12 protein-coding genes are annotated in these 13,096 nt (G+C 64.4%); 9 read left to right on the top strand and 3 right to left on the bottom strand.

What is annotated here, in order from left to right:
• Positions 1 to 153 precede the first annotated feature (153 nt).
• The gene (locus tag NVV93_RS18660; protein ID WP_258252156.1) at positions 154 to 606 is read left to right on the top strand and encodes a GNAT family N-acetyltransferase; all 453 of its coding nucleotides are present in this window, start codon (positions 154 to 156) and stop codon (positions 604 to 606) included.
• Positions 607 to 642: 36 nt separating this feature from the next.
• On the top strand, positions 643 to 1,161 hold the full coding sequence (locus tag NVV93_RS18655; protein ID WP_258252155.1) for a glycine cleavage system protein R: 519 nt from the start codon (positions 643 to 645) through the stop codon (positions 1,159 to 1,161).
• Between the two features lie 57 nt (positions 1,162 to 1,218).
• On the opposite strand, the gene NVV93_RS18650 is transcribed toward NVV93_RS18655, so the two are convergent.
• Positions 1,219 to 2,736, bottom strand: coding sequence for an HDOD domain-containing protein (locus NVV93_RS18650; protein ID WP_258252154.1), 1,518 nt, complete (start codon positions 2,734 to 2,736; stop codon positions 1,219 to 1,221).
• A 118-nt stretch (positions 2,737 to 2,854) separates the two neighbouring features.
• Between NVV93_RS18650 and motA the strand changes: the two genes are divergently transcribed.
• The gene (motA, locus tag NVV93_RS18645; protein ID WP_258252153.1) at positions 2,855 to 3,706 is read left to right on the top strand and encodes a flagellar motor stator protein MotA; all 852 of its coding nucleotides are present in this window, start codon (positions 2,855 to 2,857) and stop codon (positions 3,704 to 3,706) included.
• 10 nt (positions 3,707 to 3,716) lie between these two features.
• Entirely contained in the window at positions 3,717 to 4,751 is a 1,035-nt protein-coding gene (gene motB / locus NVV93_RS18640) for a flagellar motor protein MotB (protein ID WP_258252152.1), read from the top strand.
• Positions 4,752 to 4,811: 60 nt separating this feature from the next.
• On the opposite strand, the gene rsgA is transcribed toward motB, so the two are convergent.
• The gene (gene rsgA / locus NVV93_RS18635; RefSeq protein WP_258252151.1) at positions 4,812 to 5,843 is read right to left on the bottom strand and encodes a small ribosomal subunit biogenesis GTPase RsgA; all 1,032 of its coding nucleotides are present in this window, start codon (positions 5,841 to 5,843) and stop codon (positions 4,812 to 4,814) included.
• Positions 5,844 to 5,949: 106 nt separating this feature from the next.
• Between rsgA and orn the strand changes: the two genes are divergently transcribed.
• A complete protein-coding gene (gene orn / locus NVV93_RS18630; protein WP_258252150.1) occupies positions 5,950 to 6,492 on the top strand; it encodes an oligoribonuclease in 543 nt (180 codons plus the stop codon).
• A gap of 127 nt (positions 6,493 to 6,619) precedes the next feature.
• On the opposite strand, the gene queG is transcribed toward orn, so the two are convergent.
• Entirely contained in the window at positions 6,620 to 7,690 is a 1,071-nt protein-coding gene (gene queG, locus NVV93_RS18625) for a tRNA epoxyqueuosine(34) reductase QueG (protein ID WP_258252149.1), read from the bottom strand.
• A gap of 103 nt (positions 7,691 to 7,793) precedes the next feature.
• Here queG and NVV93_RS18620 point away from each other — a divergent pair, with 103 nt between their 5' ends.
• Genes NVV93_RS18620 through mutL form a run of 4 tightly spaced genes read left to right on the top strand, consistent with a single transcriptional unit; the run spans position 7,794 to position 13,062 of the window.
• A complete protein-coding gene (locus tag NVV93_RS18620) occupies positions 7,794 to 9,293 on the top strand; it encodes an NAD(P)H-hydrate dehydratase (RefSeq protein ID WP_258252148.1) in 1,500 nt (499 codons plus the stop codon).
• Positions 9,281 to 9,766, top strand: coding sequence for a tRNA (adenosine(37)-N6)-threonylcarbamoyltransferase complex ATPase subunit type 1 TsaE (tsaE, locus tag NVV93_RS18615; RefSeq protein WP_258252147.1), 486 nt, complete (start codon positions 9,281 to 9,283; stop codon positions 9,764 to 9,766). The genes NVV93_RS18620 and tsaE overlap by 13 nt, the downstream gene beginning before the upstream one ends.
• Before the next feature lie 18 nt (positions 9,767 to 9,784).
• Positions 9,785 to 11,197 (top strand): N-acetylmuramoyl-L-alanine amidase, encoded by a 1,413-nt coding sequence (locus NVV93_RS18610; protein ID WP_375162939.1) that lies wholly within the window; start codon positions 9,785 to 9,787, stop codon positions 11,195 to 11,197.
• Positions 11,194 to 13,062 carry a DNA mismatch repair endonuclease MutL gene (gene mutL, locus NVV93_RS18605; RefSeq protein WP_258252145.1) on the top strand — a complete coding sequence of 623 codons (1,869 nt, stop codon included), beginning with the start codon at positions 11,194 to 11,196 and terminating at the stop codon, positions 13,060 to 13,062. The genes NVV93_RS18610 and mutL overlap by 4 nt, the downstream gene beginning before the upstream one ends.
• Positions 13,063 to 13,096: the final 34 nt, after the last annotated feature.

Raw genomic sequence — 13,096 nt, 5'->3', positions numbered from 1 at the left:
AGGGCATGTATGTTCTCAAAAAACTGAATAATTGTATCGAATAAGTGTTCCGATAGTACACGTTAATGGTTCAAATCCGTTGGGTCGGATCTAGCTCATGACGCGCTGGGTCGGCGGCCTATACTGCAGCGACTACGTTCTGGGGTTTGTTTCATGTCGGTGAGTCGTGCCTGCGCTACCGATCTCGATGAGCTCGCCGAACTGTTCGCCGGCTACCTGGACTTTTATGAAATGGCCAAGCCGCGCGCGGCGGTACGCAGCTTTCTCGAAGCGCGTCTGGCTCTGCAGGATTCAGTGCTGTGGCTGGCGCGCGATGATGGTGGACAGACTGTTGGCTTCGTTCAGTTGTATCCGTTCTTTTCGTCCCTGGCACTGCAGCCGGCCTGGTTGCTCAGCGATTTGTACGTGGCGCCAAGGGCCCGTCGCCATGGCGTCGGGGAAACCTTGATGAATGTCGCCCGCGCCCATGCCGAGGTGTCCGGAGCCTGTGGTTTGATGTTGGAAACGACGAAAACCAATCAAGTCGGACAGGCACTCTATGAGCGCCTAGGCTATGTGAGGGATGAGCTGTTCTATACCTATTGGCTGAGCCTGACCGCGCCTTGAACGGCGCCATCCGACCGGCATGCACAGGAGCTACGCGTGAATCATCTAGTCCTTACGGTCATCGCCCAGGATCAACCCGGCCTGGTGGAACGCATTGCCCAATGCATTGCCGAACATGGCGGGAACTGGCTGGAAAGCCGTATGTCACGGATGGCTGGCCAGTTTGCCGGGATCCTCTTGGTCGGCGCTCCGGCCGAAGCCTACGACGAGCTGGTCGATGCGCTGCAGGCGCTGAATAGCCAGGGGATTCGCGTGCTGTTGGCGGAAAGCGGTATTGAGCCGTCGTGCACCTGGAAGCCGATCCATCTCGATCTGGTCGGTAATGACCGGCCGGGTATCGTGCGTGATATCACCCGCCTGCTCAGCGAGCATGGCATCAATATTGAACGCCTGAGCACCGAGGTGCTGCCGGCGCCGATGAGCAGCGAACCGCTGTTTCATGCCGAGGCGATTCTCGCGGTGCCGCTGACCTTGTCCCTGGACCTGTTGCAGACCCGCCTGGAAACCCTCGCCGACGACCTGATGGTCGAGCTCAGCCTGCGCCCCGAGGGCTGATCGACCTGCTGATCGGTCACGCAGTTTTTGTAGGACCGAACCGACCGCCGTCGCTAATTAGCGGCGGGCGAAGTTACCGATGGCGCGTTCGATGCATTGCACGGTCTTGGCGAACGCCTGCAAATGGCTGTCGCTGAACGGCTGACCTTGGCGGTCGGCAATCACCAGCATCACCACGCGGTCGCCGTTGGCCACCGAGCGCAGCAGCACATGTTCGCTAGGAAACAGCGCTTTCAGGCTGCCGGGCAACAGCGCCGAATATTGCGCGAGATTGGCGGGGCCGAGGCGTAGTAACGCGGCCTTGGCGAGTAGGCGGCGCAAGACCTGACTCTGATTTGGATCCAATTGCAGATCATCGGCTTGCCCCCCAAGGCCGGCGCATTGCTGGGCGCGCAGTTGGCTGTGGCGGCGGTCGGCGAGCATCAGCACGAGTCGTGGCATGCCGCTTTCACGCAGCGCATCACGCGCGCAGGCCGTTAGTTGCGCGACATTAACGAACGGGCTGGGCTCGCGCAGCAGTTCGCTACAGTGTTGTCGCCATACCGCAAAACTGTCCGGTCTGACTGGCGCAACAGGGGCGGGCGTGGAGTGCAGGTGGCTGGCCGACCAGGGCCAGAGCAGCGCCTGCGCGGGGTGCCAGAGTTCCGTTGCGCCAATTTGTTGGGCGCTGAGCACCGCCTGCTGGTGAACTAGTTGCTGTACATCGCTCAGAGTCATTTGCAGGTACAAGCCGCTCAGGCGTTGCCAGCGCAAGCTGTGCGTGCCGCCCCAGCCGGCATGCGCGGAAAGCGCCAGACAGTTGGCCAAAAGTGTGCTGTTGGAAGGTTGAGTCAGCCAGCGGCGTAACGGAATATCGGCGTCCAGATGCTGCTGTTGCTGCAATGGATGATCGAGGTCGCGGGCGATGTGCAGTGCTCTGACCAGCAAGCGTTGGTCGTTGAGCAGCAGCCGATAGCTGTTCACGATCCAATCCGGCAGGCGCCAGTGTTCGGCGAGTTGCAGGGCCAACTGCAGCAGCGGCAGACCAAGCAGTTCGCGTTCGACCTGCTGTGCCGGTTCGCCGTTGCGCAGTACGCGCTGTTCCCACGTCTCGAACAACTGCGGTTGGTCCGCCACCAACGGCCACAGCGGGGCGAGAAACAACAGACTGGTGCAATGCACCTCCTGCCACAGCCGCGCCAGGCGCGCGCTGAACATGCCGTTGGCGAGCTGCGAAGCGTGCTGGCTGATCTGCCAGAGTTGCCGCAATGGCTTGGGAATATCCGCTTCGGCCAGCGCCGGCAATTGCTGGAGCAATTCTTCGCAGCGGCGCAGACCAAGGCGGTTGACCGCGACTTCCAGGCTTTCCGCCGGCTGACTGAGGCTGCTGGTGTGCCGGTTGGCTTCACGCATCAGCAGCAGGGCGGCGGCCGGACTGCGTTGTAGCAGTCCGGCAATCTCCCCGAGCGACAGGCGACTGTTGCGCAAAACACTGCGCAAGTGCTGATGCTCATCAGCAGGCACCGGCAAGCGAACCCGCTGCAAATGTTGGAGCCAAGCGTCGAAGCTGCGGGGAAGAGGCGTGGGAGTCGGCATGCGCGGCGTACTGAAGTGGATTTTCGTTCTGACGGCCTATAGTCTGGCGCAAATCTTCCGATAAATAGAGGGGCAGTTGTTTTCAGCCCCCTACCAGCGATTTCAAGTAGTCCTTCCTATGGCAAAAATTATCGGCATCATCGTCGTATTCGCTAGTGTGCTCGGCGGATACGTCCTTTCTCACGGCAAAATCGCTGCGCTGATCCAGCCCTTCGAGATCATGATCATCGGTGGTGCCGCACTCGGTGCGTTTCTCCAGGCCAACCCTGGCAGCATGACCATGCGCGTGCTGAAGAAGTCGTTGAAGATGTTTAGCTCGCGCTTCACCCACGTTTTCTACCTGGAAGTGTTGCGCCTGCTCTACGAGGTCCTCAACAAGAGTCGCCGCGAAGGCATGATGGCCATCGAGGCGGATATCGAAGAACCGGCCGCCAGCCCGATTTTCAGCAAATACCCGGCAGTCCTGCAGGATGCGCGGATGACGGCCTACGTCTGCGACTACTTGCGCATCATGTCCTCCGGCAACATGGCCCCGCACGAGCTGGAGGGTCTGTTCGACATGGAATTGGCCAGTCTCAAGGAAGAGCTGGATCATCCTTCGCACGCGGTGACCCGCATCGCCGACGGTCTGCCGGGCTTCGGTATCGTCGCCGCGGTGCTCGGTATCGTGGTGACCATGGCGATGCTCGGCGAAGCGGAGCAGGCGGCTCTCGGTCAGCACGTCGGCGCCGCGCTGGTGGGGACTTTCTTGGGGATTCTTGCGGCATACGGGTTCTTCGGGCCGCTGGCCACTTCACTGGAGCACGATGCCAAGGAAGAGCTGAACGTCTACGAGGCGATCAAGGCCTGTCTGGTCGCCTCGGCCTCGGGCATGCCGCCGACCCTGGCCGTGGAATTCGGCCGCAAGGTACTGTTTCCGGCCCACCGTCCGAGCTTCTCTGAGCTCGAACAGGCCATGCGCGGCAACTGACGGCTGAACGATGGATAACAATCAACCGATCATCGTCAAGCGCATCAAGCGCTATGCCGCCGGCCATCATGGCGGCGCCTGGAAGATCGCCTTCGCCGACTTCGCCGTGGCAATGATGGCGTTCTTCCTGGTCTTGTGGCTGATGTCGTCGGCTACCCCGGAGCAGAAAAAAGCCATTTCCGGCTACTTCCAGGACCCGGTGGGCTTTACCGAAAGCGCCAGTCCGTACGTTATCGATCTGGGCGGCACCCCTACACCGGCGCCGGAAAAGACCCTGAATCCGGAACTGCAGACCATTCCAGACGATCAGGACAAGAGCAAGACCGACCCGACCCAGGCCGAGGAAATTGCCGACCGCCTCGAGCGGGAGCGTCTCGAGCTGCTGCTCCAAGAATTGCAGAACAAGGTCAACGAGAACCCGCAGCTGCAGCGTTTCAAGGACCAGATCCTCTTCGAGATCACCCAGGACGGTCTGCGCATCCAGATCATGGACGCCGAGAACCGGCCGATGTTCGACCTCGGCAGCGCGCGCCTGCAACCGTACTTTGAAGACATCCTGCTGGCCATGGCCGACACCATCAAAGCGGTGCCGAATAAGATCAGCGTCAGTGGTCACACCGATGCCAAGCCGTTCGCCGGCGACGCAGGGTTCGGCAACTGGGAGCTGTCGGCCAGTCGGGCGAATGCGGCGCGGCGGGCGTTGGTGGCCGGCGGCTATCCGGATGAGCAGGTCGCGCGGGTGGTCGGCTACGCCTCCTCGGCGCTGTTCGATCGCCAGGATCCGTTCAACCCGGTGAACCGGCGGATCGACATCATTGTGCTGACCAAGAAAGCCCAGCGCGCCATCGAAGGCGAGCAGGACGACGCGGTCGAGCCGAACCCAGCCGTCCCGCCGGTGGAGCCGGGGCAGCCGGGCGCAGGGCTCGATCAGCCAGTGGCTCCGCCGCCAACGCAAGTGCAGCCGGCCAGCGCTGGCGAGGTGCGCGAGAAGTTGAACATCTTCGAAGACGGCACCCTGAAAATGGATCAGGCGCGCGAGCGATAAGTGCGTGGCCAGATACGAAAAGACCGCGGCCAGCCGCGGTCTTTTCGTATCTGCAGCAGGCTAGTACTCGTTTACCGGCAGGCTGGCGAGGATGTGCCGGTAACTGGCCATCCGTTGTGGCTGAATGCGCCCTTCGGCCACCGCCTGCAACAGCGCACAGCCCGGCTCGCGGTCATGCTTGCAGTCGCGGAACCGGCAATGGCCGAGCACATCGCGGAACTCGATGAAGCCGTCCTCGATGTCGTCGCGACTGACGTGCACCAGGCCGAACTCGCGAATCCCCGGCGAGTCGATCAAATCGCCGCCGCCAGGGAAGTGGAACAAGCGCGCCGTGGTGGTGGTGTGCGTGCCTTTGCCGGTGACTTCCGAGAGCGGGCCGACGCGGGTATCGACTTCCGGCAGCAGGCTGTTGACCAGCGACGACTTGCCCACCCCTGACTGGCCAACGAACACGCTGACGTGGCCATCCAGCACGCGCTGCAGCTCCTCCATGCCGCCGCCTTCATGGGCGGAAACCTCCAGCAGTGGGTAATCGAGCTGGCGATAGGTGCCAAGGAGCGCGTCCAGCGCGGCGCTGTTCTGCTCGTCGATCAGGTCGGCTTTGTTGAGCAGCAGCAGCGGGCGAATGCCGGCGTGCTCGGCGGCCACCAGGTAACGGTCGATCAAGTTGGCATGCGGCTCGGGCAGCGGGGCGAAAACGATGACGATCAGGTCGACGTTGGAGGCGACCGGCTTCAACTGGCCGCGGCTGTCCGGCCGGCACAGCTCGCTACGACGTGGCTGCTGGGCGACGATCACGCCGTTGCCCTGATTGCCGGCGCGCCAGACCACCCGGTCGCCCGTCACCAGCGCCGGCAGGTTGGCGCGCAGATGGCAGCGGAATACCTGGCCGGCCAGCTCACCCTCGATGGCTTCCACCTCCACCTGGACGCCGAAGTGGGCGATCACCAGGCCGAATTGCTCGGGCCCCAGGTCGCCGCCTTCCAGTTCGTCCAGCGCATGCGACTCGCGCTTGGCGGCGCGGGCGGCGCGTTCGCCTTGAATCTTTTCGATCCGCCAGTTTTGGCGGCGATTGAGCTGGCGTTTGGCCATGAAGGTTCCGAATGAGGAAGGAGGGAAAGCGGCGGCGAGTTTAGCATGCGCGGCCAGGCGGCCCGCGGCTGGGCTAAACTGCGCGTCTTAGCCGAGGAGTTCATGCATGCAAAATTCGCAAAATCTGATCTGGATCGATCTGGAAATGACCGGCCTGGACCCGGAGCGGGACGTGATCATCGAGATGGCCACCATCGTCACCGACAGCGACCTGAATATCCTCGCCGAGGGCCCGGTGATCGCCGTGCATCAGAGCGATGCGCTGCTCGCCGGCATGGACGAGTGGAACACCCGCACCCACGGCGAAAGTGGCCTGACCCAGCGGGTGCGCGAGAGTCGCATCAGCCCGGCTGAAGCTGAAGCGCAGACCATCGCCTTTCTCGAGCAGTGGGTGCCGAAGGGCAAGTCGCCGATCTGCGGCAACAGCATCGGCCAGGATCGGCGCTTTCTGTACCGCTACATGCCGGCGCTGGAGGAGTATTTCCATTACCGCTATCTGGACGTGTCGACCCTGAAGATCCTCGCCGGCCTGTGGGCGCCGCAGGTTCGCGACAGTTTCCAGAAACAGGGTACGCACCAGGCGCTGGACGATATCCGCGAGTCGATCGCCGAGCTGCGCCACTATCGCGAGCATTTCCTCAAGGTCTGAGCCCCGCGTGCGGGGACGACGGCGGGTGAAGCGCTCGCCGTAGGGCGGACTCAGGAGCGTCAGCGAACAGTCCGCCACCCCTGCACAGCCATCAAGCTCGCCGGCGTACTGCTGCGCGAGTAACGCCCTACGCCGAAGCGACTCCATGGCGCGCCAGCGCCCACTGCACATGCTCGCGGACCAAGGGCGACGGATCGTCGCGGCGCGCCTGCAATGCTTCGAGCACCGGGATGCTCGACGGCGCGTTGCCCAGGCCGACCGCCAGATTGCGCAACCAGCGCTCGTAGCCGGCGCGGCGCAGCGGCGAGCCTTCGGTACGGCTGAGAAACTCGTCTTCCGACCAGCGGAACAGTTCGGCCAGCTCGGCGTTGTCGAGGTTGTGGCGCGGCTGGAAATCGCCCTCGCCGCTGGGTCGGGCGAAGCGATTCCATGGGCAGACGATCTGGCAGTCATCGCAACCGAATACCCGATTGCCAATCAGCGGGCGCAGCTCGAGGGGAATCGAGCCTTTGTATTCGATGGTCAGATAGGAAATGCAGCGCCGCGCGTCGAGCACATAGGGGCCGACGAAGGCGGCGGTCGGACAGATATCCAGGCACGCCGTGCAGCGTCCGCAGTGTTCGCTGGCATGCGCCGCGTCGACCGGCAGCGGCAGGTCGACGAACAGCTCGCCGAGGAAGAAATAACTGCCGGCCTTACGGTTCAACACCAGGGTGTTCTTGCCGATCCAGCCCAGCCCGGCCTGCTCGGCAATGGCTTTTTCCAGCACCGGTGCGCTGTCGACGAAGGCGCGGTAGCCGAACGGGCCGATCTGCGCCTGGATGCGCTCGGCCAGTTGTTGCAGGCGTTTACGGATCAGTTTGTGGTAGTCGCGGCCCAGCGCGTAGCGCGACACGTAGGCCTTGTCCGGCTGGCCGAGCAGCTGCGCCATGCGCGTGTCGCCGGGCAGGTAATCCATGCGCAGCGAGACCACTCGCAGGGTGCCGGGCACCAGCTCTTCGGGGTGCGAGCGCTTGCTGCCGTGGGCGGCCATGTAATCCATGTCGCCCTGGTAGCCGGCGGCCAGCCAGCGCTGCAGATGGGCTTCGTGTTCGGTGAGGTCGAGACCGGCGATGCCCACCTGCTGAAAGCCCAGCTCGCGGCCCCAGTCTTTGATCGACTGGGCGAGGGCGGGGAGATCGAGAGCAATGCTGGACATGCGCGGAAACCAGGGCGGGGGTGGGTATAATTCTGCCAGAACCCGCCGCCCTGCGCCGGCCAGCGCGCCCGCCGGCGGTGTGATGCCTTTTTTGGAGCCCGTGATGTCCCCCGATTCCGTCGATCTGCCTCAGGCCTTGTACAGCGCCGCCCAGGCGCGAGAGCTGGATGCGCGCCTGATCGCCGGCGGCACGCCGGGCTTCGAGCTGATGCAACGCGCCGCCCACGCCGCCTGGCGGGCGTTGCGCCAGCGCTGGCCGGAGGCCGGCGCCTTGAGCGTGCTGGCCGGGCACGGCAACAACGCCGGCGACGGCTATCTGATCGCCGCGCTGGCCCAGCGCGTCGGCTGGCAGACCCAGGTGCTGACGGTCGGTGACCCCGCCCGACTGGGCGGCGACGCGGCGCAGGCGTATGCCGAAGCGCACCACGCCGGCGTGGCGATCCAGGCGTGGAGTGCGAATGCGCCGCTGCACGGTGTGCTGGTCGATGCACTGCTCGGTAGTGGTCTCACTGGTGCGGTGCGTGCGCCTTATAGCGAGGCCATCGAGCAGATCAATGCCAGCGGCCTGCCGGTGCTCGCGGTGGATATCCCTTCCGGGTTGTGCGCCGATACGGGCAGCGAACTGGGCGTGGCGGTACGCGCGGATCTGACGGTGACGTTCATTGGCTTGAAGTTCGGCCTGTTCACCGGGGTTGGTCCGGCGGTGGTCGGTGCGCTGCGTTTCGACGACTTGCAGGCCGATCCACAGATTCTCGCCGGGCAGCCCGCCTGTGCCCAGCGGCTCAGCGCCGCGAGTCTGACGCGTCTACCCCCACGCCCACGCACCGCGCATAAAGGTCAGTACGGGCATGTGCTGGTGATCGGTGGCGATCAGGGTTTCGGCGGCGCCGCCCTGCTCAGTGCGCAGAGCGCGTTGCGCTGCGGCGCTGGCCTGGTCTCGCTGGCGACTCGAGCCGAACACGTCTCCGCCGCCCTGGCCCGCCAACCGGAATTGATGTGCGTCGGCGTGGCCTCCACTTATCAATTGCCACAATTGGTCGCGCGTGCCGATGTGCTGGTGGTCGGCCCCGGTCTCGGCCAGGGTGCGTGGGGCCGCAGTCTTCTCTCGGTCGCTGCGGCGAGCGACAAGCCGCAGGTCTGGGACGCCGATGCGCTCAACCTGCTCGCCGCCGGTCAGGTGAGCACGCCGGCGACGCTGCTGATCACCCCGCATCCGGGTGAGGCGGCGCGCCTGCTCGGTTGTTCTACCGCCGAGGTTCAAGCCGATCGCGGCGCGGCAGCGCTGGCACTGGCGCGCAAGTACGTGGCGGTGGTGGTGCTCAAGGGGGCCGGTAGTCTGATTGCCGCGCCGGACGGTCGCCTCGCGCTGTGCGATCACGGTCATCCGGCCATGGCCAGCGCCGGACTCGGTGATGTCCTCGCGGGCCTGCTCGGCGCCTTGCTCGGTCAGGGGATGGCGGCCTTCGAGGCCGCCGAACTGGGCGTCTGGCTGCACGCGCGCGCCGGTGAAGCGCTTGGCGGGCAAGGCCGTGGTCTGGCCGCCGGAGACTTGCTCGCGCCTATCCGTCAATTGTTGGAGGAACACTCGCCGTGCCTGAACTGATACTTACCGCTGCTGACGAGGCCGCGATGCTCGAACTCGGCGCCCGCATCGCCGAGGCGACCGGTGGTCGGGGCGTGATCTTTCTGCAGGGCGACTTGGGGGCCGGGAAAACCACCTTGTCGCGCGGCATCATTCGCGGGCTGGGCCATGTCGGCGCGGTGAAAAGCCCGACCTTCACCCTGGTCGAACCCTATGAAGTCGGCGACCAGCGCGCCTTTCACTTCGATCTGTACCGTTTGGCCGACCCCGAGGAGCTGGAGTTTTTAGGCGTGCGCGACTATTTCGCCGGCGATGCGCTGTGCCTGGTCGAGTGGCCGCAGCGCGGTGCAGGCGTTTTGCCAAAGGCCGACCTGACCATTACCATTAGCCCCCATGGAGGCGGCCGTTCTCTGCACTTGACCGCACAAAGTCCGCAAGGCGAAGCCTGGTGCGTCGCGTTGGCCGCGGCAGAGCAGAATCGGCAACATCAATAAGAAACGGTGGGGATGTATATGCGCATGCGCGCGCGAGCGATTGGGGTGGGTCTGTTGCTGGTGGCCTTGGCTGCGCAAGCGCTTGCCGCTTCGCAGGTAAAAAGCGTGCGTCTCTGGCGCGCCCCGGACAACACCCGCCTGGTGTTCGACCTGTCCGGGCCGGTGCAGCACAGTCTCTTCACCCTCGTCGCGCCGAATCGCATCGTCATCGACGTGAATGCGCAACTGGCCACCAAGCTCGAGCAACTGTCGTTCGCCAACACGCCGATCACCAGCGTGCGCTCGGCGCAGCGCACGCCCAACGATTTGCGCGTGGTCATCGACCTGTCGGCGCCGGTCTCGCCGAAAAGTTTCAGCCTGGCGCCCAACCAGCAATATGGCGATCGGCTGGTCATCGACCTGTTCGATCAGGGCGCCGACACCACGCCGAGTCTGCCGCCGAGCAATGTCGCGGAAAACCCCGCGGTACCGGTTACCCCGACGCAGCCGGCGCCCAAGCTGGTGCCGGTGCCGAATGGCAAGCGCGACATCGTCATCGCCATCGATGCCGGGCATGGAGGTGAAGACCCAGGCGCGCAGGGGCCGCGCGGCCAGCATGAAAAGGGCGTGACCCTGGCGATCGCCAAGGAGTTGCAGCAGCAGATCAACCGGGAGAAGGGTTTCCGTGCCGAATTGACCCGCACCGGCGACTATTTCATTCCGCTGCGCAGGCGCACCGAGATCGCCCGCAAGAAGGGCGCCGACCTGTTCGTCTCGATCCACGCCGACGCCGCTCCGAGTCGCAGCGCCTTCGGTGCATCGGTGTTCGCCCTGTCCGATCGCGGCGCCACCTCGGAAAGCGCGCGCTGGCTGGCCGACAACGAAAACCGCTCGGACCTGATCGGCGGTGACGGCGGCGTCAGCCTGGATAACAAGGACCGCATGCTCGCCGGCGTGCTGCTCGATCTGTCGATGACCGCGTCGATGTCGGCGAGTCTCAACGTCGGCCAGAAAGTCCTGAGCAACGTCGGACGCATCACCCCGCTGCACAAGCGCCGCGTCGAGCAAGCCGGGTTCATGGTGCTGAAATCGCCGGATATCCCCTCGATCCTGGTGGAAACCGGGTTCATCTCCAACCATGCCGAATCGCAGAAACTGACCAGCAGCGGCCATCAGCAGGCACTGGCGCGGGCGATTTCCACGGGTGTCAAACAGTTCTTCCAACAAAGCCCGCCGCCCGGTACGTACATCGCCTGGCTGCGTGATCAGGGAAAAATCCCCGCAGGACCGCGTGAACATCTAGTCAGCTCGGGCGAAAGCCTGGCGCTGATCGCGCAGCGCTATGAGGTCAGCCTCACCGCGCTGCGCAACACCAACAAGCTGGCCAGCGACAGCGTCAAAGTCGGCCAGCTGCTGCAGATTCCGGCGACTACCCTGGCCGCCCAGCCATGAGTGAGATGGCGCGCATCCAGCTGCTGAGTCCGCGGCTGGCCAACCAGATCGCCGCGGGCGAAGTCGTCGAACGTCCGGCTTCGGTGGCCAAGGAGCTGCTGGAAAACAGTTTGGACTCCGGTGCACGACGCATTGAGGTGGATGTCGAGCTGGGTGGTACCAAGTTGCTGCGCGTACGCGACGATGGCTGCGGGATCTCCAGCGACGATCTGCCGCTCGCGTTGGCCCGTCATGCGACCAGCAAGATCCGGGAACTGGAAGACCTCGAGCGCGTGCTGAGCATGGGCTTTCGCGGCGAGGCATTGGCGTCGATCTCTTCGGTGGCGCGTCTGACCCTGACCTCACGCACCGCCGATGCCGAGCAGGCCTGGCAAGTGGAAACCGAAGGCCGCGATATGCAGCCGCGCGTGCAGCCGGCCGCGCATCCGGTCGGCACCTCGGTGGAAGTCCGCGATCTGTTCTTCAACACCCCGGCGCGGCGCAAATTTCTGCGTGCCGAGAAGACCGAGTTTGATCATCTGCAGGAAGTCATCAAACGCCTGGCGCTGGCCCGTTTCGATGTCGCCTTCCAGCTGCGCCACAACGGCAAGAGCGTGCTCAACCTGCATGAGGCGGGCGATGAGGCCAGTCGCGCGCGGCGCGTGGCGGCAGTCTGCGGGGCGGTGTTTCTCGAGCAGGCGCTGCCCATCGAGATCGAGCGCAGCGGCTTGCGTCTGTGGGGTTGGGTCGGTCTGCCGACCTTCTCGCGCAGTCAGGCCGACTTGCAGTACTTCTATGTCAACGGCCGCATGGTGCGCGATAAGTTGGTCGCCCACGCGGTGCGCCAGGCCTATCGTGATGTGCTGTTCAACGGCCGGCATCCGACGTTCGTGCTGTTTCTCGAGATCGATCCGGCGGTGGTCGATGTCAACGTCCATCCGACCAAGCATGAAGTGCGCTTTCGTGATGGGCGGATGGTCCACGATTTCCTCTATGGCACCTTGCATCGCGCCCTTGGCGAGGTGCGTCCGGAGGACCAGTTGGCCGCACCAGCTGCGGTGCTGAGCATTGTCCGACCGAGCGGGCCAGCGGCTGGCGAGTTCGGTCCGCAGGGCGAAATCGGTCTGGCTGCCAACGTGCTTGAGCGCTCCAGCGCCGAGCCATCCTGGCGTCCGCCAGTGGGTGGCTATCAGTCGCGAAGTGGGAGTGCGCTACCGGCCGCCGAAGCGCAAGGCGCTTATCGTGAATACTTCGCGCCGCTCAACGTCGCGGCGGCTGCATTGCCAGAGCAGCAAGGCGACATTCCACCGCTCGGCTACGCCCTGGCGCAGCTGAAAGGCGTGTACATCCTCGCCGAAAATCTGCAGGGCCTGGTGCTGGTCGACATGCACGCCGCTCATGAGCGCATTACTTATGAGCGACTCAAAGTTGCGATGGCCAGCGAAGGCCTGAGCGGCCAGCCGTTGCTGGTGCCGGAATCGCTGGCCGTCAGCCAGCGCGAAGCCGATTGCGCCGAAGAACACACCGAATGGTTTCGCCGACTCGGCTTTGAGCTGCAACGCCTGGGTCCGGAAAGCCTGGCGATCCGCCAGATTCCCGCGTTGCTCAAGCAGGCCGAGGCCAATCGTCTGGTGCAGGATGTGCTGGCGGACCTGATGGAATATGGCACCAGTGACCGCATCCAGGCGCATCTCAACGAGCTGCTGGCCACCATGGCCTGCCACGGTGCGGTGCGCGCCAACCGGCGCCTGACCCTGCCGGAAATGAACGGCCTGCTGCGCGACATGGAGAACACCGAGCGCAGCGGCCAGTGCAACCATGGCCGACCGACCTGGACGCAACTGGGCATGGATGACCTGGACAAGCTCTTCCTGCGCGGTCGCTAACTGCGGCTTGCAAACTGGCGCTGCTCGGCAATGC

The sequence above is a fragment of the Pseudomonas sp. LS44 genome (assembly GCF_024730785.1).
Lineage (GTDB): Bacteria > Pseudomonadota > Gammaproteobacteria > Pseudomonadales > Pseudomonadaceae > Aquipseudomonas.
Note: the sequence above shows the minus strand (reverse complement) of the source record. Positions and strands in the feature narration are given on the sequence as shown.